Raw genomic sequence first — 25,278 nt, 5'->3', positions numbered from 1 at the left:
ACGCCATGGCCCGACACGCGAACGACGCCCGCCTGCGCGGTCTCCTGCGCAGCGCGGCCGGCCGTGCCCCCCCGGCCGGTGGCCGTCGGCAATGGCTGCTGCAGACGCTCGCGGCTGGCGTGGCCTGGGAGGCTGCACCGCTGCAGGCCCTGCGCGTCCGCGCCCTGCGCCTGATCGTGGTCTACCCGCCCGGCGGCGCCAGCGATGCCTTCGTGCGGGTGCTGGCACCCGCGCTGGAAGCGGTGCTGGGCCACCCGGTGTGGATCGACCACCGCGGCGGTGCGGGTGGCGCCATCGGCCTGCGCCTGCTGGCCCATGCCGCCGCAGACGGGCACACGGTCGCCCTGTCGGCCATCACGCCGTTCACCCTGAGGCGCTTGCGTAGCGACGCGCTGCCGCCCCTGGGCGGGCCCGACGGACTGGTGCCCATCGGCGCGGCCTTGCACACCCCCTCGCTGCTGGTGGCCACGCCCGCGCTGCACGCCGCCGATTTCGCGGCCATGCTGCAGCAAGCCCGGCGGCGCAGCAGGCCGCTGCGCTGGGCCACATCGGGCCACGGCACCACTGGCCACCTCATCCTGGAGCAGGTGCAGCGCCAAAGCGGCAGCCGATTCACCCACATTCCCTACCAAGGTGGGGGCACACAGCTCAACGATGCGCTGGGCAGCCATTTCGAGCTCCTGTCCACCAACGTCGCCCTGCAGCAGATGGCCCACGTGCGGCAAGGCCGCCTGCGGGCGCTGGCGGTGGGGTTCGGGCAGCGCGTGGCGGCGCTGCCGGCCGTGCCCACGCTGGCCGAGCTGGGCTTCGCCAGCGCCAACCTGGCCTCTGTCTTCGGCCTGTTTGCACCGCCGCGAACGCCCGCCGCCACAGTCCTGCGGCTGAACCAGGCCCTGCGGGCCGCGCTGCAGGCTCCGGCGGTCCGCCAGCACATCGACGCCTCGCACCAGCAAGCGGGCGACGGCAGCGCGCAGGCCTTCGCACACGCCATCGAGCAAGAGCGCCGCCGCAACAGCGACCTGCCCCTCCAGCCGCGCTGAACCACCCCCGTGGGCTCGGCCGCTCGGCGCCCCACCTGGGTATGCGGCCAGGCCCAAGGCGCGCACCACCCCCACGACCCGGGCCGCGCCGGGCCTTGCGGCGCCATGGCCTGCGGGCCCTCTGCGACGATCCGACACGAATCTGGGGACGACACCCGACGCGCTCAGGCGACGGCGCCGCATCCACACACCTGCCGGCCGTGGCAGAATCCGCGCTCTGTCAGGAGAGCGCGTCAGCGGGAGTCACACCCCGTGCCGGACGCCGCCGAAGGCGCACGGTGCATCACCACCGCATAACGCTCAGGCACCAGGACTGGCAAACGCAGGCCGCCCCCGTGGGCAGCCCGCGCACTTTCTGGAGAGAGATGCGGCGTCACAGCCTGCATGAATCGGAGTATCAGGCCATCGCCGTTTCAACACCAACGGCAACTGGCGCATACCCCATCATGCGGCAGACCAGCATCCACCGAAGGAGCAAGCCCCCCTCCGCGCCCCAGGCGCCACACGGCGGCGAATCTCTCAGGTAAAGCGGACAGGAAGACTCCCCCCGTGTCGACGCACGGCCATGGCCGGCCGCGTCCTCACGGCTTTGCACCGCCTCTGGAGTCTCACCATGTCCGCCACCCCAACCCCCAACGCCCCTGGCGACCTGCAACACACGCCGCTGCAGGCGCTGCACCTGGAACTCGGCGCCCGCATGGTGCCCTTCGCCGGCTACAGCCTGCCGGTGCAATACCCGGCCGGCCTGATCGCCGAACACCAGCACACGCGCCAGGCCGCCTCGCTGTTCGACGTCTCCCACATGGGCCAGGTTCGCCTCGTCGGCCCCGACGCCGCCGCCGCGCTCGAAAGCCTGATCCCGATGGACGTGCAGGGCCTGGGCGTGGGCAAGCAGCGCTATGGCCTGTTCCTGAACGAGCAGGCCGGCATCCTCGACGACTTCATGTTCGTCAACACCGGCGACGACCTGTTCCTCGTCGTCAATGGCGCCTGCAAGGCCGCCGACATCGCCCACCTGCAGGCCCGCATCGGCAGCCGCTGCGAGGTGCGCCCGCTGCCGCAATTCGCCCTGCTCGCCCTGCAGGGCCCGCAGGCCGTGACCGCCCTGGAGCGGCTGGCGCCCGGCGTGCAGGACCTGGTGTTCATGACCGGCGGCCGCTTCCACTGGGGGACGGTCGAGCTCTACGTGACCCGCAGCGGCTACACGGGCGAAGACGGCTTCGAGATCTCGGTCCACGAGACGCAAGCCGAGGCTTTCGCGCGCGCCCTGCTCGCCCAGCCCGAGGTCAAGCCTGCCGGCCTGGGCGCGCGCAACTCGCTGCGCCTGGAGGCCGGCCTGTGCCTCTACGGCAACGACATCACCACCGCCACCACGCCGGCCGAAGCCGGCCTCGGCTGGGCCATCCAAAAGGTGCGCCGCACTGGCGGCGAGCGCGCGGGAGGCTTTCCCGGCGCAGACCGGCTGCTGGCCCAGCTGGCCGGCGAGCCGCTGCCCCGCGTGCGGGTGGGCCTGATGGCCACCGAGCGCGTGCCCGTGCGCGAACCGGCCGAGCTGCAGAGCGCCGCCGGCCAGGCCGTGGGCCTGGTCACCAGCGGCCTGCTGGCCCCGGGCCTGAACGTGCCCATCGCCATGGGCTACGTCGACCCCGCCCACGCCGCGCTGGGCACCGTGGTGAACGCCATCGTGCGCGGCCGCGCCGTGCCCATGACGGTGACCGCCATGCCCTTCGTGCCTGCCCGGTATCACCGGCCTGCTGTCAGAAAATAAACGCCAACGCGGGCATACCCCCTCGCTGTTTGCAGACGGTGGCCACTGCCACACAAGAGCCCCTACGATGCGCGCTGGCGTGCCGGCCCGCCGCTCGCCAAGCCCCTGTTTCCCTTCCCTCGTTCCAAGGAATCCCATGAGCCGCAAATTCACCGAAGACCACGAATGGCTGACCATTGACGGCGACATCGCCACCGTCGGCATCACCGAGCATGCGCAGGACGCGCTGGGCGACGTGGTGTTCGTCGAGCTGCCCGAAGTCGGCAAGACCTTTGCGCAAAAGGACGTGGCCGGCGTGGTCGAGTCCGTGAAGGCCGCCGCCGACGTCTACATGCCCGTGGACGGCGAAATCACCGAGGTCAACGAGGCCCTGCGCGACGACCCGGCCCTGGCCAACAGCGACCCGCTGGGCGCCGGCTGGTTCTTCAAGGTCAAGCTGAGCAATGCCGGCCAGCTGGACGCGCTGCTCGACGAAACCGCCTACACCGAGTTCGCCGCCAACCACTGAGTCCAACGGCCACGCGAACGCGGGGCCGCCGACGGCGCACGGCGCGTGCGGCATGCCCGGCGGCACGCGGCCCTGCTCGGTCAGGCGCGCAGCGGGTGCGGCACGCATCGCCCGCCCCTTGCGGCAGCGGTTCACCCGCCGCGCCGTGGGCGTTGCCCCGCGCTCAGGCCGTTTGTGCTGCGGCTGGCGCTGTGCACGGCCCTTGCGGGGACACAAAACCTGCGGCAGGGCCGCCTGCCCCGCCCCACCGCCCACCTTGACCTGAGCTTTTGCCCTGCGCCGTTCACCCGGAGCCCGCCATGCCCAGCCTGTACTTTGACGACCCCGACGAGGGCCTGGCCCCCGCCACCAGCCACCCGGCCTTCGTGCAGTTCGCACGCGAGGCCTTCTGGTGGGACGGTGCCGACGACTTCAGCCCCTTCGGCAGCGATGACGGCCACGACACGCTGTCGTCGCTGGTCGACTGGTACCGCGAGGGCGGCCACGGCGCCTCGGCCCCTGTCATGCCTTTTCTGCAGCAGCTGCTGGCGGACTGGGACTTCCCCGTCCCCGCCGACCTGCTGGACCGCGACGACGCCGCCAAAGCCGCCTGGCTGCAGCAAGACGCCATGAACGACAGCTACCTGGCCTCCGTCTGCCGCGCCCGCGTGGCCACAGCCTTTGGCCAGATCAAGGTCAGCGGCCGCCTCGACCCCGAGGTGCGTGAGCAAGCCCTGAGCGCCCTGCACACCCTGCTGTGGCTGAACGAGCGCGCCCGCAGCCAGTTCCCCGACTGGCCGCACGCCGACGAAGACGCCCAGGCCCTGCGCAGCATGCAGGCGGTGCTGGCACAGCGCACGCCCAGCCTGGCGAGCTGACCTCGCGTCGCCACCGCACCCGTTCGCACCACCCGTCACAGGCCACAGTTCCTTCCTCGCGCCAGACCACGCGGCTCCCCCGCACCCGTTCGCACTCACCCAACCCATCACAGGCCCTCATCGCGTCAGGCCACACGGCTCCCCCGCCCTCCTCCACCCTTTTTCGCCATGTCCTCCCCCACCTCCCCGTCGTCGGGCCCTGCGGCCGATCAGACCGAGCTCGTGCTCGGCCTGGACGACAAGCCAGCGCCCACCGTGGCCTTCCTGGCCGCGTTGCAGCACCTGCTGGCCATCATCGTGCCCATCGTCACGCCCGGCCTGCTGATCTGCAACGCCATCGGCGTGTCGCCCAGCGACACCAACCTCATCCTGTCGATGTCGCTGGTCATCTCGGGCATCGCCACCTTTGTGCAATGCCGCAAGTTCGGCCCGCTGGGCGCCGGCCTCTTGATCGTGCAGGGCACCAGCTTCAACTTCGTCGGGCCGCTGATCGCGGGCGGCGTGCTCATGGTCGGCCAGGGCGCCTCGGCCGAGAAGGTGATGGCCACCATCTTCGGCGTGGTCATCGCCGGCTCGTTCATCGAGATGGGCGTCTCGCGCGTGCTGCCCTTCGTCAAGCGGCTGATCACGCCGCTGGTCACCGGCATCGTGGTGCTGATGATCGGCCTCACGCTGATCAAGGTCGGCCTCATCAGCATGGGCGGCGGCTTCGGCGCCATGAAGGACGGCAGCTTTGCCAACGCGCAGAACCTGCTGCTGTCGTGCACGGTGCTGGCGCTCATCATCCTGCTCAACCGCATCCCGGTGGTCTGGGTGCGCTCCAGCGCCATCGTCATCGCGCTGCTGGTCGGCTACGCCCTGGCCGCCTACCTGGGCCGGCTTGATTTCTCGGGCCTGCGCGACGCGCCGGCCGTGCAGGTGCCCATGCCCATGCATTTCGGCCTCGATTTCTCGTGGTCGCTGTTCGCCCCCATGGTGGTCATCTACCTGGTCACCTCGCTCGAGGCGATCGGCGACGTGACGGCCACCAGCAAGATCTCGCAGCAGCCGGTGCAAGGCCCGCTGTGGATGGAGCGCGTGAAAGGCGGCGTGCTGGTGAACGGCGCCAACTCGCTGCTGGCCGGCCTGTTCAACACCTTCCCCAGCTCGGTGTTCGCGCAGAACAACGGGATCATCCAGCTCACGGGCGTGGCCAGCCGCCACGTCGGCCTCTGGATCGCGGCCATGCTGGTCATCCTGGGCCTGTTCCCGGCCGTGGCCGGCGTCATTCAGGCCGTGCCCGAGCCCGTGCTGGGCGGCGCCGTCATCGTGATGTTTGGCGCCGTCGCCGCAGCCGGCATCAACATCCTGGCCAGCACACGGCTGGACCGCCGGGCGCTGCTCATCATCGCCGTCTCGCTGGGCCTGGGCCTGGGCATTTCGCAGACGCCCGAATTCCTGCAACACATGCCGCACTGGCTGCGCAACGTGCTCGAGTCGGGCGTGGCCACCGGCGGCATCAGCGCCCTGGTGCTGAACTGGCTGCTGCCCGACCCGCACCACACCGACGATTGACACCACATCGCACAACAACAGCAGTATCAGCTCATTGCCGTTTTCATTCAAAGGGCAACAACCCCATACTACACCTCTTCATTTTGCCTGCCGCACCAAGACCATGACCACCCTGCACGACCTCGAAAACGCCAGCGAATTCGTCCCGCGCCACATCGGCCCCGATGCCGACGACCAGCAGCGCATGCTGGCCACCGTCGGTGCCCGCTCGCTGGACGACCTCATGACCCAGGTGGTGCCCGCGTCCATCGCGCGCGCCAAGCCCATGCAGCTGCCCGCGGCCGTGCCCGAGGCCCAGGCGCTGGCCGAGCTCAAGGCCATCGCCGGCCAGAACAAGCTGCTCAAGAGCTTCATCGGCCAGGGCTATTACGCCAACCACCTGCCGGGCGTGATCCAGCGCAACATCCTTGAAAACCCCGCCTGGTACACGGCCTACACCCCGTACCAGGCCGAGATTTCGCAGGGCCGCATGGAGGCCCTGGTCAACTTCCAGACCCTGGTGACCGACCTCACCGGCATGGACATCGCCAACGCCTCGATGCTGGACGAGGCCACGGCCGCTGCCGAGGCCATGACGCTGGCGCTGCGCTCGGTCAAGTCCAAGGCCAAGCGCTTCATCGTGGCCGGCGACGCGCACCCGCAAACCCTGGCCGTCATCGAGACCCGCGCCGAGCCGCTGGGCATCGAGGTGCTGGTGGCCAACTCCAAGGCCGAATGGGATGCAGCCCTGGCCGGCGAGTTCTTCGCCGCCCTCATCCAGTACCCGGCCAGCAGCGGCTGGGTGCAGGACTGGTCGGCCGACGTGGCCGCCATCCACGCCAAGCAGGCCGCCGCCATCTTCGCCACCGACCTGCTGGCCCTCACGCTGCTGACGCCGCCCGGCGAATGGGGCGCCGACATCGTGGTCGGCAACAGCCAGCGCCTGGGCCTGCCCATGGGCGCCGGCGGTCCGCATGCCGCCTTCATGGCCTGCCGCGACGCCTTCAAGCGCAGCCTGCCCGGCCGCCTGGTAGGCGTCAGCGTGGACGTGCACGGCAAGCCCGCCTACCGCCTGGCCCTGCAGACACGCGAGCAGCACATCCGCCGCGAGAAGGCGACCTCCAACATCTGCACCGCGCAGGTGCTGCCTGCCGTGCTGGCCAGCATGTACGCCGTCTACCACGGCCCGCAGGGGCTGACGCGCATCGCCCAGCGCGTGGCGCGGCTCACGGCCATCCTCAGCGCCGGCCTGGCCCAGCTGGGCTTCGAGGCGCGCCACCACGCCACGGCTTTCGACACGCTGTGCCTGAAAACCGATGCCCAGACCGCACCCATCGCCCAGCGCGCCGTGGAACGTGGCGCCAACCTGCGCACGGCCTGGAACGACTACCTGTGCATCTCGCTGGACGAAACGACGACGCGTGCCGACGTGCAGCTGCTGTGGCAGGTTTTTGCGGCGGACGGTCAGGCCCTGCCCGACTTCGCGGCGCTGGAAGCCAGCGCGCCCGACCTGATCCCGGCCGGGCTGCGCCGCAGCAGCGCCTTCCTGACGCACCCGGTGTTCAACACCCACCACAGCGAAACCGCCATGCTGCGCTACATCCGCAGCCTGAGCGACAAGGACCTGGCGCTGGACCGCAGCATGATCCCGCTGGGCAGCTGCACCATGAAGCTCAACGCCACGAGCGAGATGATCCCCGTCACCTGGCCCGAGTTCGGTGGCGTGCACCCGTTTGCCCCGGCCGACCAGCAGCGCGGCTACCAACTGCTCGACGCCCAGCTGCGCCAGTGGCTGTGCCAGGCCACGGGCTATGCCGGCGTCAGCCTGCAGCCCAACGCCGGCAGCCAGGGCGAGTACGCGGGTCTGCTGGCCATTCGCGCCTACCACCGCGCCAAGGGCCAGGCCCAGCGCGACGTCTGCCTCATCCCCCAGAGCGCCCACGGCACCAACCCGGCCAGCGCCCAGATGGCCGGCCTGCAGGTCGTCGTCACCAAGTGCGACGAGCAAGGCAACGTGGACCTGGCCGATCTGAAGGCCAAGTGCGAGCAACACAGCGACCGCCTGGCCTGCGTGATGATTACCTACCCCAGCACGCATGGCGTGTTCGAGGCCCAGGTCAAGGAGCTGTGCGCCCTGGTGCACCAGCATGGCGGCCGCGTGTACGTGGACGGCGCCAACATGAACGCCCAGGTCGGCCTGGCCGCACCGGGCGAGTTCGGCGGTGACGTGAGCCACCTGAACCTGCACAAGACCTTCTGCATCCCGCACGGCGGCGGCGGCCCCGGCGTGGGCCCGGTGTGCGTGGTCAGCGACCTGCTGCCCTACCTGCCCGGCCACCTGCCGGGCACCTTGGCCGAGCATGCGGGCCTGGACAAGGCCCACGGCGTGGGCGCCATCTCGGCCGCGCCGCTGGGCAATGCCAGCGTGCTGCCCATCAGCTGGATGTACATGCGCATGATGGGCGCCGATGGCCTCAAGCAGGCCACCGAGCTGGCCATCCTGAACGCCAACTACATCTCGGTGGCCCTGCAGTCGCACTACCCCACGCTGTACGCCAGCGCGGCGCAGGACGGCCAGCCCGGCCGCGTGGCGCACGAGTGCATCCTGGACCTGCGCGGCTTCAAGGACACCAGCGGCGTGATGGCCGAGGACGTGGCCAAACGGCTCATCGACTACGGCTTCCACGCCCCCACGCTGAGCTTCCCGGTGGCCAACACGCTCATGGTCGAGCCCACCGAGAGCGAGCCCCTGGCCGAGATGGACCGCTTCATCGCCGCCATGGTGGCCATCCGCGGTGAAATCGCGCGCATCGAGGCCGGTGAATGGCCGCAGGACGACAACCCGCTGAAGAACGCGCCGCACACCGCGCCCAGCCTGCTGGCGGGCGACTGGACCCACCCCTACTCGCGCGAAGAGGCCGCAGCCCTGTCGCAGCTGCAACCCGGCCAGCTCAAGTACTGGTCGCCCGTGGGCCGCGTGGACAACGTCTACGGGGACCGCAACCTGTTCTGCAGCTGCGTGCCACTGAGCGAGTTCGCGAACGACTGAGGTACGTCACCCCTCTCAGGCGCCCTCAAGGGCACCTTGAACAACACAGCCCGCTTCGGCGGGCTGTGTGCTGTTGACGCGTGCGCGGGCCGCGCCCTCAAGATCAGGCGATCACACCCGCGATCAGCCGCGCGTGCGCCGCCTCAGGCCCAGCCAGCCGGTCACCAGGGCCAGCAGCGTCAGCCACGCACCGCCACCCACCGGCACCGGGTGGGCCGCCCTCACCGGGGGCTCGGCCACGGTGATCTCGACGGTGCTGCTGGCCGCGCCGCCACGCCCATCGCTGATGGCATAGGGAAAAACGACGGTCCCCGTGAAGCCACTGTCGGGCACGAAGGTCAGGCCACCGGCGGCGCTGACTTGCACCGTGCCACCCGTCACCGGAATGCTCTGCGCCACGCCTGGCGTCAGGGCCGTGCCGTTGATGTCGGTGACCTGCAGTGCATCGCCATCCGGATCGCTGTCGTTGCCCAGCACCGTCAAGGGCAGCGGGGTGTCCCGGGTGCCCTGGTAAACGTCCGGAACGGCAACGGGCAGGCCGTTCGCCAAGAGGTTCGGGTTGGAATAGGTGCGGACATTGAAAAAGCCCACCGCCTCGTTGTTTTGAAATTCATTTTCCTGGCCCGGAACGTTGTTCCCCACCCACCGGATCTCGGACACATACAGGCCATTGTCGATGTCGGCCTGAGACAATTTCACCCCGAAGGACTGAGGAGGCGCCCCACTGGCCTGCGCAGGGCCGGTGACCGTCGTGGTGCTGCCATCGCTGGCAAAAATGTGCAACACCGAGCGGTTGGCCACGATGTCGTTCCAGTCGATGACGTCAAAACTGATGCCTGCAATCACGTTGGACGTGGGCTTGAGGGACACCCCCGAGCCATTGCTCATCGAGCCGCGCAAGCCGGGCACCGCCACATTCGGATTCCAGTCGATGCAGCCGGTGCCGTTCAAGGCCGTGCAGTAGTTGGGATAGCCGTACATGAAATAACTGCCATAGCCCGTGGTCGCGCTGAGGTACACCTCGGCCGTGAACCCGTTCCAGGTGTCCGGGTGGCCTGGCGCCCCGACGCTGGTATTTGCCGTGACGGATCGGAAATCCTCCACCGTCACCACAGACACCGGGCCCACAGCAGCCAGGAATCCCGGCATGTCATCGACATAGGTTTGGAAGGTGGCGGCGTGGGCCCCTCCCGTCATCAACCACGCGACGGGCAGCAACAAGACAGGGCACTTCATGACAAATCCTAAGGGCGATGAGGGCACTGATTTTGGCCGCGATTCTCGAGTTGTTACACAACGTCGCCCTCACAAATCTCTCGCTGAAGCGCACTCCTTCACACCGTGGCCCGGCCTGCTGGCGGGCGGAGGCACCGGCTCGCGCGAGACGCCGCAATCCTGCCGCAGTGGCAACCCCGCCAGCTCACGCAGGGGGTCACCGTGGGCCGCGTCGACAACGTCCATGGGGACCCCACCTGTTCTGCGGCAGGGTGCCGCCAAGCGAATGGACGCACGGCCGAACGCAGCGCCTGCCGGGATCTGCGGCGAGCTGCAAGCCGTCCTCAACGCCCGTCCGAAGGTCGGACTTTGGTGACTTTTTCGCCGCCCCGGCGGCCTGGCACGGACGAGCGCGCCATCCCTCCGGGACAATGCACCTGCCCTCTCCCGCCACGGCCCTGTCCGGTGAACCATGCCTGCCACGCCCCGCTTCACACCCCCCGGCCGCCCGCCGCGCCTGCACCGCGCCGGTCTGCACCGCGCCAGCCTGATCACGCTGGCCTGCGTCGCCAGCTGGAGCTGCACCAGCGTACCCAGCCCCGAAGAAGCGCAGCGGCTGGCGGAGTCGCCCCAGTACTCGGCCGAAACCCAGCGCTTTCGCAACGCCCCCAACGCCGCCGCCAAGCCATCGGCCGGCGGCTGGGCGATCTGGTCGCGTTTTCTGTTTGGCAGCAAGACGGGCACCGTGCCCGTCGATGCGATTCCGGTTCAGCCCATCACCCGGGCGCAGCTGGAGGCCTTGCCCCAGGACGCCAACCACATCATCCGCCTGGGCCACTCCTCGCACCTGCTCAAGCTGCAAGGTCAGTACTGGCTGATCGACCCGGTGTTTGGCGAACGCGCATCGCCGTTCAGCTTCATGGGGCCCAAGCGGTTCCACGCCACGCCGCTGCCCCTGAGCGAGCTGCCGCCCATCGCGGGACTGGTGCTCTCGCACGACCACTACGACCACCTGGACGTGCCCACGATCGCGTTTCTGCGCGACAAGGTGCAACGCTTTTTCGTGCCCTTGCGCGTGGGTGCACGCCTGCAGGACCTGGACGTGGACGCCAGCCGCGTGACCGAGCTGGACTGGTGGGGCGAAGCCGAGCACGCGGGCGTGAAGCTGACCGCCGCGCCCGCGCAGCACTTCTCGGGCCGCACGCTCACCGACCGGGACAGCACGCTGTGGGCCTCGTGGTCACTCGAAAGCGGCGGTCAGCGCATCTACTACAGCGGCGACTCCGGCTACTTCGACGGGTTCAAGGCCATTGGTGAACGCCTGGGGCCGTTTGACGTGGCCCTGATGGAAAACGGCGCCTACGACAGCTACTGGCCCGCCGTGCACATGTCGCCCGAGGAATCGGTGCAGGCCTTTCAAGACGTGCGCGGCCAGGTGCTGTATGGCGTGCACAACAGCACCTTCGACCTGGCCTTCCACACCTGGCAAGACCCGCTGGAACGCCTCGCCACGCTGGCCGAACAGAAAGGCATCCCTGTCGCCACGCCGGTGATCGGCGAGGTGCTGACCATTGGCCAGCCCAGGACGAACGTGCGCTGGTGGCAGGGCCTTCGCTGAGCGGCAGCTGACCAATCGCCCAAGCACCAGGCAGTATCCGGCCGAACCGATCATTGCTTGATCGACGACAGCCGATACACCCATCGCTTGAATCCCCAGGCCGATCACGCCGCGGCTGATCGCCCTCGGCGCCGCCCAGTCGCTGCAACCGCACCGTCGCCCGGTCGAAGCGTGCCCTGTGGCGGCCGAACGACCCGCAGGCGTCGCGCAGCCCTCCAGCGCCCGCCGGTCAGGTGGCCGGTGGGCCGTTTCACCGCTGGTGCAGGCCATCGTGGGGCGTCGCTCACCACCGCATGCTGCGGTGCCGCGGCCAAGTGGATGCATGTTGAGACAAGGGTTATCCCGATTGACACGCATATCCATATGAAAAGTCCTTCGTTGGTTTGCGCGCGCACATCCCCCACACTTTCCCCCACCAGGCCGCCGTCAGGGAGGGTGGCTGGCACGACGCTTCACGCATCCCGGAAAGTTCACACATGATTCGCGCAACCCGCACCGCCATGCTCATCGCCGCCACCCTGGCGCTGGGCGCCAACGCCGCCTGGGCCGACCGCCTGGCCGACATTCAGAAAGCCGGCGTGCTCCGCGTCGCCGCCTTCGACGCCAACCCGCCTTTCGGCTTCGTCGACCCCAAAACCCGTCAGATCGTTGGCCTGGATGTGGACTACGCCAACGCGCTGGCCCAGAAACTGGGCGTGAAGCTGCAGGTGGTGCCCACCAACCCGGCCAACCGCGTGCCCCTGCTCACCTCGGGCAAGGTGGACCTGGTGCTGGCCAACTTCACGATCACCGAAGAGCGCAAGCAGGCGGTGAACTTCAGCATCCCCTACTTCGCCTCGGGCACGCAGTTCATCGCCAAGAAGGGCTTTTTGACCCGGCCCGAGCAGCTGGGCAAGCTGCGCATCGGGGTGGACAAGGGCACGACCAACGAAATCCAGCTGCGCCAGCAGTACCCCACGGCCACGCTGGTCGCCTATGACGACACGCCGTTTGCCTTTGCCGCGCTGCGCAACGGCAACGTGCAGGCCATCTCGCAGGACGGCCCCAAGCTGATCGGCCTGCTGGCCAATGTGCCCGACAAGGCCAACTGGGAAGTGCCCCCCTTCGCCATCTCGCAGGACTACATCGGCGTGGGCGCGCCCAAGGGCGAAACCGCGCTGACCGAGTTCGTCAACCAAACGCTGCAGGAGCTGGAAGCCGACGGCCGCGCGCAGAAGATCTACGACGCCTGGTTCGGCCCCACCAGCAAGACGCCGCTCAAGCGCATCTTCAAGATCGGCGACAAGACCTGAACGGCCACGGCCACCCTGCCACGGCTTGAGCCGTGCCGCCCGTGCACCCCCATGGCACGGGCGGCACGGCGTTCAGCGTGGTCGACCTGAACATTCCCCATGGACCTCGACCTGTCCGCCCTGCTCGCGCCCCGCTACCTGGCGTGGCTGTGGCAGGGCCTGCTCACCACCCTCTGGAGCGCGCTGCTCGTCATCGTGGCCTCGACCCTGCTGGGCCTGGGGCTGGCGGGCGCGCGCGAATTCGGCGGGCCCGTGTGGCGCACCGCCAGCCGCCTCTACCTGTCGGTGTTCCGCAACACGCCGCTGCTGGTGCAGCTGTTCTTCTGGTACTTCGGGTTGCCGGCGCTGCTGCCCCCGGGCGTGCTGCCCTGGCTCAACACCCCACACGAGCTGGCCCTGGGCAGCGTCACGCTGCTGCGCTGGCCCTCGTTCGAGATGCTGGCGGCGCTGGTGGGTCTGGTGGCCTACTCCACCGCCTACGTGGGCGAAGACATCCGCTCCGGCCTGCGCGGCGTGCCCGCAGGTCAGCGCCTGGCGGCCCTGGCGCTGGGCTTCACGCCGCTGCAGGTGTTGCGTCAGGTGGTCTTCCCGCAGGCCCTGCGCCTGGCGGCCACCCCCCTGATCGGCCAGTTCATGAACATCCTCAAAAACACCTCGCTGGCCATGGCCATCGGCCTGGTCGAGCTGTCGTACCGCACGCGCCAGGTCGAGGCCGAAACCTGGAAGACCTTCCAGGTCTACGGCGTGTCCACGCTGCTGTACGTCGCCGCCATTGCGGGGCTGGCCGTGTTGGGCCAGGCCTGGCAGCGCCATTTGACGCGGCACCTGCGCTGATCGGCTTTCTCCATGGACTTTTCCTTCCTGCGCGATGACCTGGGCTACCTGCTGGTCGGCACGTTCCCGGCCGGGCCGCCCGGCGGCGCCCTGCTCAGCCTGCTGCTGGCCGTCAGCGGCGCGCTGCTGTCGGCCGCGCTGGGCCTGGTGTTCGGCGTGGCGCTGGTGATGTGGCGCGGCCCGGCGCTGTGGGCGCTGCGCACGGTGCTGGGCTTTCTGCGCGCCATCCCGGTGCTGATGCTGATCTTCTGGACCTACTTCCTGCTGCCCATCGTGTTCGGCATGGACGTGCCGGGTGCGCTGTCGGTGGTGGCGGCGCTGGCGCTGGTCAGCGGCGCCTACCTCGGCCACGCGGTGGCGGCCGGCATCGAGGCCGTGGGGCCCGCGCAATGGAATGCCGGGCTCGCGCTGGGCTTCACGCGCTGGGGTGCGCTGCGCCACCTGGTGCTGCCGCAGGCCTTGCGCATCATGCTGCCGTCCTTCGTCAACCAGTGGGTCACGCTGATCAAAGACAGCTCGCTCGCCTACATCGTCGGCGTGCCCGAGCTGTCCATGCTGGCCACCCAGGTCAACGCCCGCATCATGGTGCACCCGGCCGAGGTCTTCCTCGTCGTGGCCCTGCTGTACTGGCTGATGTGCAGCGCGCTGGACGGCCTGGCCCAGCTGCTGGCGCGGGACCGGCGCGCGCCACGCCACGCGGCAGCTTGAACCAACCAACGCAGTATCTACCCATTCCCGATGTTCCAAAACGAGCACGCCTGCATACCCCGTTGCGATTCACAAGTCAGCCGCCACCGCCGCCGGGCGCCGGCAGCTGGCCAGGGTGTCCAGGCCCGTCAGGTAGGTGGGCGTGCGCACGCCCAGCAGGCCCAGCACCGTGTGGTAGTAGTGGTCGTGCGAAATCGGCTGGTCCAGCTCGTGGGCGGCACAGGCCAGGTCCACGCCGCTGCGGCGCTGGAGGCCATCCAGCCACAGGATCCAGGGCACGTGCTTTTGCACCTCGGGCGCCATGCGCCAGGGCATGCCATGCAGGTACAGCCCGTTCTCGCCCAGCGACTCGCCGTGGTCGGACACGTAGAGCATGCCAGCGGCGTACTGCGGCTGCGCCTGCAGCCAGTCGATCACGCCCGCCAGCACGTGGTCGGTGGTGCGGATGGTGTTGTCGTAGGCGTTGATGAGCTGCTCGTGCGAGCAGTCGGCCAGGGCGTTGGTCGTGCACTCGGGGCTGAACGCCTTGTGCGCGGCGTCAGACCGCTTGTGGTAGGCCGGGCCGTGGCTGCCCATCTGGTGCAGCACCAGCACCACGCCGCGGCGCGCCCGCTCGGGCGGCAGGCTGGCCAGGCGCTGGCTCAGCGTGTCCACCAGCATGCCGTCGCGGCATTCGCCATCGGCGTCGCAGTGGCGGCGGCCCGCCGGCGTGGCCAGCTCGTCGGCCGTGGTCACGTGCGGCGTGCGGTCGCACACGCCTTTGCAGCCGGCCTGGTTGTCCACCCACAGCACGGCCAGGCCCGCGGTCTGCAGCACGTCCAGCAGGCCGTCGTAGTCGACCTTGCGGCTCAGAAAGGCCTGGCGGTCCAGGTGCGAAAACATGCAGGGCACGGATTCGCGCGTGGCCGTGCCGCACGAGCTGGCCTGGTGCCACGAGAGCACCCCGTGGCGGGCCAGTTCGGGGTTGGTGTCGCGCCCGTAGCCGTTGAGCGAGAAATGGTCGGCACGCGCCGTTTCGCCCACCACCAGCACCAGCAACGGCGGCCGCGCATCGTCGCCCCGCGCGGGCGCCAGGGTGGCACCCGCCGCGATGCTGGCGAACGGCCTGGCGTGCTTGAACCAGGGCTTCACCCCAGCGTCCAGCGCCGCCAGCACCGGGCTGACGGGGTTGATCATGAAGCGCAGCTCCATGTTGTTGCGCACCAGCGGCCCCAGGTGGCGGTAGCCGCCCAGCACGCCGGCCAGCAGCAGGCCCACGCTGCCCGCGAACAGCACGGCCGTGCGCCCCAGCCCGCGCCAGGCCGTGTCGCGGCGCAGCGGCTGGCGCCACAGCCACAGCGCCGGCACCCCGGCGATCACCAGCACCTGCAGCAGCAGCCACGGGCTGGCGAGGTCGCGGCTCTCGCGCCAGTCGGTCTGCAGGGCGTTGTGGATCATGCCCTTGTCCATCACCGTGCCGTAGCTCAGCATGAAGTGCTGCGCCAGCGCCGCCACCAGCGCCAGCGCCACCCAGACGGGCTTCATGCCGCGCGGCCAGGCCGTCAGCGCCAGCAGGCTGAGCACGGCCAGAAAGCTCAAACCGCCAAACCCCAGGCGCAGCACCCAGGCCGGATCCGCCGCGCCGTCGAGGTGGCCCAGCCGGCTCATCAGCGCCCAGTTGGCCGTGAGCACCAGCCAGGCCGCCAGCAGCGCCACCACGGCCTGCGGCGTCCGCGGCTGCGTCAGCCAGTGGCGCACGCGCTGCAGCGCGGTGGCGCGCGGCGCTGCGGGCAAGGCCCCAGACGGCGCGGTTGAATGGGATGGGTGGGCGGCGTCTAAGCCCGTGACCGGCTGAGCGGCCAAGGAGCCGGCGGCCGGCGGGCCGGGCCGAGCGGCACGCGGGCCCACGTCGGCCGCGTCCGGGTTGTCGTGCAGGGAAGTCATGGCCGCGCAGCGTAGGATTCGGGCCTGAACCCCGCCTGAACCCCGCGTTCAGGCTGCGTTCAGCTTGGCCCCGCAGGCTCGGCGCACGCGCAGGCGGCTGGATGGGTCTTGTTGAACGGGCTGGGCTGGCCCTCGAACAACCCCATTGAATGGCAGTACACCTGGATTTTCGATTTTCTTGAGTCGGCAACAGCCCCATACCCCAAGGCATCAAGACATTCGACGCTGACACGCCCCACCGATCCGCCTCCTCGTCCGCCCTTCACCCCATGCGCATCCTGCTCGTCGAAGACGACACCGACCTGGCCCAGGCCACCTGCGCCTTTTTGCGCAGCCGCAGCTTCGTGGTCGATGCGGCTGCGTCGCTGGCCGCCGCACGTGCCCACCTGCTGGCCGCGCGGTTCGAAGCCGTGCTGCTCGACCTGCACCTGCCCGACGGCGACGGCCTGCAGCTCATGCCCAGCCTGCGCGCGCTGGACGACGCGCCCATGGTGCTGGTGCTGACCGCGCGCGACCAGATCAGCGACCGCATCCGCGGGCTGGACGCCGGCGCCGACGACTACCTCGTCAAGCCCTATGACCCCGACGAGCTGCTGGCGCGGCTGCGCGCCGTGAACCGGCGCCGCAGCGACAGCCACTCGGCGCGCGTGGACCTGGGCGCGCTGCAGATCGACCTGGCGCGCGAGTCGGTCACACGGGCCGGCGTCCCCATCGTGCTCACGCCCAAGGAGTGGGCGCTGCTGCGCGTGATGGCGGCGCGCCCCCAGCGCGTGCATGCACGCGAGACCTTGCAAGACGCCCTCTACGGCCTGGACGACAGCGCCGACAGCAACACGCTCGAGGTGTTCATCAGCCGCCTGCGCCGCAAACTGGGGCGCGACGCCATCGACACCGTGCGTGGCCTGGGGTATCGGCTGGCACCGAAATCAGAATGATCGGCCCATGACCCATACCCCTTACCCGATTCAGCGCTGACCGCCATGGCAGAGTCCCCCCGTTCGCCCGCTGCCGCCTCGGTGTCCTCTGGATCGCCAGCGCCAGCCGCGTCCGCCACATCAGCTGACCCATCCGCGCCAGCCGACCCAGCTGTGCCAGCCGCTTCAGCCGTGCCAGCACCAGCGGGCGGGGCCGCGGCGCCAGCCGATGCACCCGCCGCGTCGGCCGACGCCCGCGCACCGCGCCGCCTGGCCGATGCGCTGGCGCGTGACCTCATCCTGGCTGTGGCCGCCGTGGTGCTGCTGGCCCTGGCCGGCACGGCGGCCTTTCTGCTGCAGCAGATCAACCGCAACTTCGACACCGAGCTGGTGGAAAGCGCCCACCGCATGATGGACGTGGCCATGCACCAGGTGGACCGCGACCTGCCGGGGGCACACACCGCGCCCGCCGCGCCGCTGCTCAGCGACCCGCCGCTGTTCCACGACGACGACCTGGTCGTGCAACTGGTCGACGCCCAGGGCCGCATCTGGCTGCGCACCCAGGCCGCGCCGCTGACCGCCTTCGCCGTCGAGCAGCGCGAGGGCTTCCACGACCTGGCGGGCTGGCGCATCTACGTGGCGGCCCACCCCGGCCGGCCGCTCTACCTGTACCTGGCCGACCCCCTGGCCGAGCGCACCGAGGCCGTGGTCTCGGCCATGACCACGCTGACCCTGGCGTGGGCGGTGGTGCTGGTCGCGCTGGCGGCCCTGCTGGTCGTGCTGGCCCGCAAGCGCATCGGCATGGTGTCGGCCCTGCAGCAGCAGATCGGCACCCGCAGCGGCAACCACCTGCAACCGCTGGCGCTGACGGGCATGCCAGTCGAGCTGGCGGCCCTGGCGCGCGATGTGAACGCCCTGCTGGCCCGCCTGCAAGAGGCCTTGCAGGTCGAACGCGCACTGGCCGCCAATGCCGCCCACGAGCTGCGCACGCCGCTGGCCGCCGCCCAGCTGCGCCTGGCCACGGCCATGTCCAGCGGGGTGCAGAACGAACACGTGCAGGCCGCGCACCAGGCCCTCATCAGCCTGCAACACCGCACCGAAAAGCTGCTGCAGCTCTCGCGCGCCGAGTCGGCCCAGGCGCTGAACCTGCAGGCGGTGAACCTGAACGAGCTGGCGAGCACCGTGGCGCAGGAGATGTGGCGCCAGCACCCCGCCGCGCAAAGCCAGCTCGACCTGGTGCTGGCCGAAGACCCCGCGCCGCGGGCCTGGGCCGAGCCCGACGCGGTCGCCATCGCCCTGCGCAACCTCATCGAGAACGCCTTGCGCTACGCCGGCTCGGCCGAGATCGAGCTGCGTGTGCTGGCGCCGGCCACGCTGCAGCTGCGCGACGCCGGCCCCGGCGTGCCCCCCGAGCGCCTGGCCCAGCTGCGCGAACGCCACGTGCGCGCCAGCGCCGACCATGCGGGCTTTGGCCTGGGCCTGTCCATCGTCGCCAGCGTGGCCGCCAAGCAAGGCGCGCAGCTGGTGCTGCGCTCACCGCCCGACGGCCTGCCGCGTGGCTTCGAGGCCAGCCTGCTGCTGCGCCCAGCGGAAGCGGCCTCGGCGCCCGGCCCCCTGCGCTAGCGAAGCAGCGCTGGCCGCGTCTGCTCCGCACCAGGGCCGCTGGGTGGGTGCCGCCGCCCCACGCACATCGCCCTGCCCACACGGCCCGGCCAGGTGAGGTCTTCACGCAGGCGAACGGCTGACATGCAACCATTGGAGCCGCAGTATCCGGCCTCGCCGACGAATTTTTAATCGCCAATCCCTTCATACTGCCTGCGATGCCTCGTCCAAGGGCGCACCCCGCACATGGGCGGCCAGGCGTGCAAACGCCGGGTCGGGCCGCCCTCGCTGCACGGCGCGCACGTGGTCCTCGAACATCTGCGCCTGCTGCTCGACCTGGGCCGTGACGAAGCAGGCCCACAGGGCTTCGGCATCGTCGCAGCGCGGGTAGGCATAGGGGTCGTGCCCCAGGCACACGGCCTTGCCGTGCAGCCAGGCGGCCTGACGCGTGACGGGCTGGCCGCGCAGCCGCTGCCACTGGTGAAACAGCTCGTGCGCCAGCACACCGGCCACGGCGGCATCGTCCAGCCGCAGCGCCCGCCGCGGGTCGCCCGCCTCGAAACAGCCCGCGGGCAGCGCGATGCGGCCGCCGTTGAACGACCAGGCGCGGCGCGTGTCGCCCAGCCGCCGCAGGTACAGGCGCAAACGCGGCATCAGCGGCGCCAGGCTGGTGCCGAAGTGCCGCCGCACAAAGGCCTGCTCGGCCGGCAACAGGCGACGCGACCAGAACATGTGTCGGCCCTCAACGTTGTGGGTGGGCCGGCGCGCCAGGCTGACTTGGCGCCTGGCTGCGCACCGGCCCTCGCCCATGCCGCTGACAGCGGGCGCCCAGGGCACCGGGCAGCAGCGCGGCGTGCATCACGCGGCGCCTCAAAAACCCGGCTCGCGCGTGCGCACGAACAGGGTGCGCAGCGGCTGCTCGCCCAGCAGGCGGCTGCGGTGGCCGTGCACGCGGTCGTCGAACACCGCGCCTTCGGGCAGCGTGTCGTTCGAATAGAACACCTGGCCGGGACCAAACACGCGCGTGCTGCCGTCCTGCAGGCCGATCTCCATCTGGCCCTGCAGGACGATGAGCCACTGCGGCTCGCCCGTGCAATGGAAGCTGCTGGCAAAGCCAGCCGGGCTTTCGCGCCACTGGCAGCCGCCGCTGGCGGCCAGGCGCGTCAGGCGCGACACCGGCGTGCCCTCGTCCAGCGACAGGGTGTGGTCGCGAAAGCGCGCGCGGCCATCGTGGTCGGTGAACAGTTCGGTGACGGTGAAGGGGGTGGGTGCAGTCATGGGCCGCCACTCTACGCCAGCCGGGGCATGGCGCCGCAGCCCGCCCTGGCTGGCGGCTCACGCGCACGCCCCGCTGCGGCGGCCATCACCCCGACACGCGCGACAGACGGCTGCTGACCACCGCCGAGGCGCTTCTGGTGCACGCCAACGAGGAACCGGCCCACGCCGACCGCTTGGCGCAACGCGTGACGGACCGCTGCCACGGCCGGCGCGGCTGCAGCACGCCCGCGTGGCGCAGCACATGCGGGCGCACCGATCCAGGCGGGCCTGGAGCCTCCATCAAACGCCCGCCGGACACCCGCTGGCGAGCTGCGGGTTTGACGCTCCGGGGACAAGCCCCTGCCGCATCTGCCCCTGAAATGGCCGGCTTTCACAGGAGACACCGATGACCCCGATCCAGCCGCCAGCCCTGCTCACCCCCTCGCGCCGCCAGTGGTTGTGCGGCGCAGCGGCCCTCGCGGGCAGCGGCCTGGCCGCCCCGGTGCAGGCCAAGACCGAGGCCTACCCCAAGGGCCCGGTGAAGCTCGTTGTGCCCTTCACGCCCGGCGGTGCCACCGACGTCATCGCGCGCAAGCTGGGCGACCAGCTCAGCAAGTCCCTGAACGCGCCCTTCGTGATCGAGAACAAGCCGGGCGCCTTCGGCATGATCGGCACCGACCAGGTGGTGAAAGCCGCGCCCGACGGCCAGACCATCGGCCTGATCCTCAGCGGCGTGGTGCTCATCAACCCGCACATCTACACCAAGGTGCCCTATCAGGTGGAGCGCGACATCGCCCTGATCTCGAAAGTGGCCGACACGGCCGGCGTGCTGGCGGTGCACCCCTCGGTGCCGGTGAAGAACGCACAGGACTTCGTCGCCTACCTGAAGGCCAACCCCGACAAGCTGAACTTCGGCTCCTACGGCCAGGGCTCGTCGCCGCACCTGCTGTGCGAGTACCTGCGCAAGACGCTGGATGCGCGCATGAACCACGTGCCCTACAAGGGCGAAGCCCCGCTGGTGCAGGACATGCTGGGCAACCAGGTGCAGGTGGGCATCGCCAGCCTCAACGCCCAGAAGCAGCACTTCGACGCCGGCAAGCTGCGCCCGATCGCCCTCATCGCGGGCCAGCGCACGGCCGCCATGCCGGAGCTGGCCACCATGGCCGAACAAGGCTTTGGCGACGACGTGTTCCGCATGCAGAACTGGTTCGGCATCATCGCGCCCAAGGCCACGCCCGCCGCCATCCAGGATCAGCTGGCCCAGGCCATCGGCGCCGTGATGGCCACGCCCGAGATGCAGGAGATGATCGTCAAGATGGGTTACACGCCGGTGGCCGACAGCACGCCCCGCAAGCTGGTCGCCGAGTACCGCGAGTGGGCGCCGCGCTGGAAAAAGCTCGCCGAGCTGTCGGGCGCCAAGATCGACCAGTGAGGACGAGCGCCGGCCACGGCGCCAGCGCGTCGGTGCAGAGCTCGGGTTCAAGCGCCGGTGGCTCGTCTTGCTGAAGACATTGGGGTATGGGACCACTGCCGTTTTACATGAAACGGCGATGGCACCATACTGCCTATTCCAACCCAAGCCTGCATCGCGTGGGCCATCCCCGGCGCGGGCGACGGCCGGCCCGTGCGGCCGGACAACGACACGCCAAGGCCGCAGCCGCCCCGGCGCTGCAACACTTTTTTGCGTCATGACCTGACCCCGTTGGCCCCGCTGCCGCGTTAAAGCCGTGGTCCGTCCAACGAGAAAGGTGCACGTCATGACCCCCAACCCCGCCTCCCGCGGCAGCCGCCCGCATCGCCTGCTGCATGGCCTGCGCGCCGCGCCGCTGGCGGCCGCCCTGTGCCTGGCGCTGGGCGCCTCTGCCGCCCAGGCCCAGCAGGCCGGTCCCCTGCAGGTCGATGTGGTGGATCGCCACACCGGCCGCAGCCTGCCCGTCTACGCCCACCGCGGCGAGTACTGGGTCGAAGGCCGGCCCGGCGCACGCTATGGCATCCGCGTGAACAACCGCAGCGGCGAGCGCCTGCTGGCGGTGATCTCGGTCGATGGCGTCAACGTGCTGACCGGCGACACCGCCGCGACCGACCAGGCCGGCTACGTGCTCGACCCCTGGCAGAACAGCCAGATCAACGGCTGGCGCAAATCGAGCAACCAGGTGGCGGCCTTCAACTTCACCGCGCTGCCCAACTCGTACGCCGCGCGCACCGGCCGACCTGACGACGTGGGGGTGATCGGCGTCGCCGTGTTCGACGAGTACCGCCGCCCGCCGCCCGTGATCTACGACCGCACCTACCCGCGCAGCGGCGAGGCGAACCGCGAGGACGCCGAAGCCCGGGCCGACAACGCCGCGCCCATGGCCGAGAAAAGCGCCCGTGCGCAAGCGCCCAGCCTGGGCACGGGCCATGGCCGCCGCGAGTACTCGCACGCGCAGGCCACGCAGTTCGAACGCGCCTCGTCGCGCCCCAGCGCCGTGCTGCGCCTGCGTTACGACAGCCGCGAGAACCTCATCGCGATGGGCGTCATCCCCAGCCAGCGGCCGTGGCGCGGCCAGCCCGACCCCTTTCCGGGCAACAGCGGCTATGTGCCCGATCCCCCGCGCTGGCGTTGACGGCGCGCGCATGCGCGGACGGCCCCCTGCGGTCCCAAGGCGCCGTTTCCCACGCCCGGGGACCTGCCTGGGCAGCGGGCATGGGCGCGGCGCTGGGTGCCCCGCCCGGCGGGCCCAGCCCGCGCAAAGCCGCGCCAGGGCGGCCCGCATAATGCGCGCCATGTCCCTTCCGGCAGCCCCACCCAGCGACGAGGCCTTGATGCTGGCGTATGCCCAGCACGGCGACCTGCGCGCGTTCGAAACGCTGTACGAGCGCCTGGCCCTGCCCATGTGGCGCTATGTGCTGCGCAGCGTGGGCGATCGCGCCATGGCCGACGACATCGCCCAGGACACCTGGTTCAACGTGGTGCGCGCGGCCGCCAGCTACCAGCCCACGGCCCGCTTCAAGACCTGGCTGTTCACGCTGGCGCACAACCGCCTGGTGGACCACCTGCGGGCCAAGCGCCCCCAGGTCAGCCTCAGCGCCGACACCGACGAGGGCTTGGCGCTGGCCAACACGCTGGCCGTGGACTCGGGCTTCGGCCCCCTGCAGCAGGTGGCGCACCGGCAACAGGCGCAAGCCCTGCTGGACGCCCTGGCCGAGCTACCCGAGCTGCAGCGCGAGGCCTTCCTGATGCAGGCCGAAGCCGGTCTGTCGCTGGCCGAGATCGCCGAGGCCACCGGCACGAGCACGGAGACCGTCAAGAGCCGCCTGCGCTACGCGCGGCAAAAGCTGCGGCAATCGCTGGAGGCCCTGGCATGACCGAGCGCACCCCCGCCGAAGCCAGCCGGCCCGATCCACTGGTGGCGCGCTACCGCGAGGCCAGCGAGCTGCTGGCCGAGCAACCCGACGCCCGCCTGCGCGACCAGGTGCTGGCGTTTGCGCAAGCCCAGGCGCAAAGCCGCGCGCCAGGAAACGCGGCATCCGTCCTGGCGCCCGAAGGCGCCGCAGCCGGCGATGGCGCCGCACCGCGGGTGCCGCCCGCCACGCCGACCGACGCCGCCACCACATCGCGTGCAGCCGCCAACGAGCCGCGTTGGCTCTGGCGTGCCGCTGCCTGCGTCGCCATGGTGGGCGTGATCGGGGGCATCGCGCTGACCCTGGACCGCGAGGACACGGCCGAACAGGTGGCCTTCAACACCGTTGCCCCCCAGGCCGAGACGGCGTCACCGGCCCCTGCCGACGATGCCCCCCGCGTGGCCCTGGCGCAGGCGCCCGAGGCGGCACCCGCTCCAGCACCTGCGCCCACTGCACCGCCGCCGTCTGCCGAACCGGCCAGACCCGCAGCCCCCGCGGCCGAGCCTTCTGTCGCGCACGCGCCCGCCGTGGCCGCGGCGGACACCCGGATGGCCAAGGCCCGCCGTGCGGATGAAGCCGCTGCGCCATCGGCCGCCATGGCGGCGGCCGAGGTCCCCGCTCAACCGGCGGATGGCGAGCGCCTCGCCCTGGCCAACGCCGACACGGCGCCCCCATCCGATGCTGCCGCGCCCCCGGCACCCGCGCCGATGGCCGCGCGCTCGCGCACGCCGGCCCGGGCCGAGTCGGCCGCAGCCCCGGCACCCCAAGCCGCCGTGGCGGCAGCGCCCGAGGCGGCAGGTGGGGCTCCTCTGGCAGCGCCGGCTCGCGCAGCGGCAGTAGCACCCGCGGCGGCACCTGCGGCCGCACCCGTCAGCAGCATGACAGCCCCAGCCGCTGCGGTGGCGCGTGCCCCCGCGTCGCACCCCGGCCTCGCCACCCCGCTGCAGCGCGCCGTGCAGGCACGCGACCTGCCGGCTGCGCGCGCGGCCCTGCAGGCCGGCGCGGGCGTGGACGTGCGCGACGCACAAGGCCGCACGCCCTTGATGCAGGCGGCCTTGCTCGGCGACGCGCCCCTGGTCCGCCTGCTGCTGCAACACGGCGCCCAGCGCACGCTGCGCGACCCCCAGGGTCTGCGGGCCGCCGACCTGGCCCGCCAGCAAGGCCACGCCGAGGTGGCGGCCCTGCTCACGCCGCCCGACTGAGCCAGCGCTCGGCGCGCAGCCCGGCTGGCCCTGGGCGGTCTTCGACTGGCGATGACCCGTTCGGCACCACGGTCCGCGCACCGCGCCAGCCGGCCACCCAGCGCAGCATGCGCTGCCACCGGGGCCGCGGCTGCCACACCAGCAGTTCCGCCGCCTCGGCCTCGGACGACAGGCACCACCAGGCGTCGTCGGCCAGGGCCACGAGGGCCTGGCTGTGCCAGCGCTGGGGCGCCGCCTGGGCGGGCGGCGGGCTCATGGCCCAGCGGGCTTCCAGTCCCGCTTGCGGCAGGACGCAGCGGGCCCACAGCTCGCCGCGCCGCACACACGCCACCTGACCGGGCTGGGCGCGCAGCCACACCGATTGGCCGGGCGCCAGCGTGTAGCGCCGCATGCGCCACGCCGCGTGCTCGAACGCCGGGAATCCACGTTGCCTGCTCATGATGTATGCATCCTTTTCCGTTGATGAAGCATCGATTCCAAGGTGAATCTGCCTGCCGTCAGCTTAAGAAAAGCCGCCTGCGGCACCAAGACACAGGCCCGCGATTTGTGCACCGCAGCAGCGCTGCGGGCTGCG

General features: G+C 70.7%; 21 protein-coding genes and 2 riboswitches. Of the genes, 16 read left to right on the top strand and 5 right to left on the bottom strand.

Annotation, left to right across the window (positions count from 1 at the left end):
* Positions 1-5: 5 nt before the first annotated feature.
* The 6 genes from CCO03_RS07680 (at position 6) to gcvP (ending at position 8,755) form a co-directional block, all read left to right on the top strand.
* Entirely contained in the window at positions 6-1,040 is a 1,035-nt protein-coding gene (locus CCO03_RS07680; protein WP_157667557.1) for a tripartite tricarboxylate transporter substrate binding protein, read from the top strand.
* A gap of 211 nt (positions 1,041-1,251) precedes the next feature.
* A riboswitch (glycine riboswitch) is annotated at positions 1,252-1,366 on the top strand.
* A gap of 19 nt (positions 1,367-1,385) precedes the next feature.
* A riboswitch (glycine riboswitch) is annotated at positions 1,386-1,586 on the top strand.
* A 67-nt stretch (positions 1,587-1,653) separates the two neighbouring features.
* Positions 1,654-2,808, top strand: coding sequence for a glycine cleavage system aminomethyltransferase GcvT (gene gcvT, locus CCO03_RS07675; protein WP_087279406.1), 1,155 nt, complete (start codon positions 1,654-1,656; stop codon positions 2,806-2,808).
* A 136-nt stretch (positions 2,809-2,944) separates the two neighbouring features.
* Positions 2,945-3,316, top strand: a complete 372-nt coding sequence (gcvH, locus tag CCO03_RS07670) for a glycine cleavage system protein GcvH (protein ID WP_087279403.1) — start codon at positions 2,945-2,947, stop codon at positions 3,314-3,316.
* Between the two features lie 299 nt (positions 3,317-3,615).
* Positions 3,616-4,173 carry a MolR family transcriptional regulator gene (locus CCO03_RS07665; protein WP_087284386.1) on the top strand — a complete coding sequence of 186 codons (558 nt, stop codon included), beginning with the start codon at positions 3,616-3,618 and terminating at the stop codon, positions 4,171-4,173.
* 168 nt (positions 4,174-4,341) lie between these two features.
* Complete coding sequence (locus tag CCO03_RS07660; RefSeq protein ID WP_087279400.1) at positions 4,342-5,727, top strand: nucleobase:cation symporter-2 family protein; 1,386 nt, start codon at positions 4,342-4,344, stop codon at positions 5,725-5,727.
* A gap of 103 nt (positions 5,728-5,830) precedes the next feature.
* Entirely contained in the window at positions 5,831-8,755 is a 2,925-nt protein-coding gene (gene gcvP / locus CCO03_RS07655; protein ID WP_087279398.1) for an aminomethyl-transferring glycine dehydrogenase, read from the top strand.
* 123 nt (positions 8,756-8,878) lie between these two features.
* Here the strand turns inward: gcvP and CCO03_RS07650 are convergent, their stop codons facing one another.
* Entirely contained in the window at positions 8,879-10,018 is a 1,140-nt protein-coding gene (locus tag CCO03_RS07650; protein ID WP_157667556.1) for an Ig-like domain-containing protein, read from the bottom strand.
* 424 nt (positions 10,019-10,442) lie between these two features.
* Between CCO03_RS07650 and CCO03_RS07645 the strand changes: the two genes are divergently transcribed.
* The 4 genes from CCO03_RS07645 (at position 10,443) to CCO03_RS07630 (ending at position 14,422) form a co-directional block, all read left to right on the top strand.
* The gene (locus CCO03_RS07645; protein ID WP_087279392.1) at positions 10,443-11,588 is read left to right on the top strand and encodes an MBL fold metallo-hydrolase; all 1,146 of its coding nucleotides are present in this window, start codon (positions 10,443-10,445) and stop codon (positions 11,586-11,588) included.
* A 476-nt stretch (positions 11,589-12,064) separates the two neighbouring features.
* Entirely contained in the window at positions 12,065-12,880 is an 816-nt protein-coding gene (locus CCO03_RS07640; RefSeq protein WP_087279390.1) for an ABC transporter substrate-binding protein, read from the top strand.
* A gap of 111 nt (positions 12,881-12,991) precedes the next feature.
* Positions 12,992-13,714: an amino acid ABC transporter permease gene (locus CCO03_RS07635; RefSeq protein WP_205690401.1), complete on the top strand. Its 723-nt coding sequence runs from the start codon at positions 12,992-12,994 to the stop codon at positions 13,712-13,714.
* Positions 13,715-13,726: 12 nt separating this feature from the next.
* A complete protein-coding gene (locus tag CCO03_RS07630; protein ID WP_087279384.1) occupies positions 13,727-14,422 on the top strand; it encodes an amino acid ABC transporter permease in 696 nt (231 codons plus the stop codon).
* Positions 14,423-14,491: 69 nt separating this feature from the next.
* Here the strand turns inward: CCO03_RS07630 and CCO03_RS07625 are convergent, their stop codons facing one another.
* The gene (locus CCO03_RS07625; protein ID WP_087279381.1) at positions 14,492-16,345 is read right to left on the bottom strand and encodes a phosphoethanolamine transferase; all 1,854 of its coding nucleotides are present in this window, start codon (positions 16,343-16,345) and stop codon (positions 14,492-14,494) included.
* 269 nt (positions 16,346-16,614) lie between these two features.
* Here CCO03_RS07625 and CCO03_RS07620 point away from each other — a divergent pair, with 269 nt between their 5' ends.
* Together CCO03_RS07620 and CCO03_RS07615 are read left to right on the top strand one after the other, a co-directional pair.
* Positions 16,615-17,280, top strand: coding sequence for a response regulator (locus tag CCO03_RS07620; protein WP_087279378.1), 666 nt, complete (start codon positions 16,615-16,617; stop codon positions 17,278-17,280).
* 171 nt (positions 17,281-17,451) lie between these two features.
* Positions 17,452-18,882 carry a sensor histidine kinase gene (locus CCO03_RS07615; protein WP_236904079.1) on the top strand — a complete coding sequence of 477 codons (1,431 nt, stop codon included), beginning with the start codon at positions 17,452-17,454 and terminating at the stop codon, positions 18,880-18,882.
* Between the two features lie 183 nt (positions 18,883-19,065).
* Here the strand turns inward: CCO03_RS07615 and CCO03_RS07610 are convergent, their stop codons facing one another.
* The gene (locus CCO03_RS07610) at positions 19,066-19,593 is read right to left on the bottom strand and encodes a hypothetical protein (protein ID WP_087279374.1); all 528 of its coding nucleotides are present in this window, start codon (positions 19,591-19,593) and stop codon (positions 19,066-19,068) included.
* 138 nt (positions 19,594-19,731) lie between these two features.
* Positions 19,732-20,139, bottom strand: coding sequence for a cupin domain-containing protein (locus CCO03_RS07605; protein ID WP_087279371.1), 408 nt, complete (start codon positions 20,137-20,139; stop codon positions 19,732-19,734).
* A 385-nt stretch (positions 20,140-20,524) separates the two neighbouring features.
* Between CCO03_RS07605 and CCO03_RS07600 the strand changes: the two genes are divergently transcribed.
* The 4 genes from CCO03_RS07600 to CCO03_RS07585 all read left to right on the top strand — a co-directional run bounded on the left by CCO03_RS07600 (position 20,525) and on the right by CCO03_RS07585 (position 24,704).
* Entirely contained in the window at positions 20,525-21,550 is a 1,026-nt protein-coding gene (locus CCO03_RS07600) for a Bug family tripartite tricarboxylate transporter substrate binding protein (protein ID WP_087279368.1), read from the top strand.
* A gap of 325 nt (positions 21,551-21,875) precedes the next feature.
* Entirely contained in the window at positions 21,876-22,724 is an 849-nt protein-coding gene (locus CCO03_RS07595; RefSeq protein ID WP_236904078.1) for a hypothetical protein, read from the top strand.
* Positions 22,725-22,884: 160 nt separating this feature from the next.
* Positions 22,885-23,466 (top strand): RNA polymerase sigma factor, encoded by a 582-nt coding sequence (locus CCO03_RS07590; RefSeq protein WP_236904076.1) that lies wholly within the window; start codon positions 22,885-22,887, stop codon positions 23,464-23,466.
* Complete coding sequence (locus CCO03_RS07585; protein WP_087279361.1) at positions 23,463-24,704, top strand: ankyrin repeat domain-containing protein; 1,242 nt, start codon at positions 23,463-23,465, stop codon at positions 24,702-24,704. Before CCO03_RS07590 ends, CCO03_RS07585 begins: the two co-directional genes overlap by 4 nt.
* On the opposite strand, the gene CCO03_RS07580 is transcribed toward CCO03_RS07585, so the two are convergent.
* Positions 24,688-25,143 carry a hypothetical protein gene (locus CCO03_RS07580; protein WP_157667555.1) on the bottom strand — a complete coding sequence of 152 codons (456 nt, stop codon included), beginning with the start codon at positions 25,141-25,143 and terminating at the stop codon, positions 24,688-24,690. The two genes, CCO03_RS07585 and CCO03_RS07580, sit on opposite strands and share 17 nt — an antisense overlap.
* Between the last annotated feature and the right edge of the window lie 135 nt (positions 25,144-25,278).

The organism is Comamonas serinivorans (assembly GCF_002158865.1).
GTDB lineage: Bacteria > Pseudomonadota > Gammaproteobacteria > Burkholderiales > Burkholderiaceae_C > Comamonas_E > Comamonas_E serinivorans.
The sequence above is the reverse complement of the archived record's forward strand: the minus strand, read 5'-3'. Positions and strand labels throughout refer to the sequence as shown.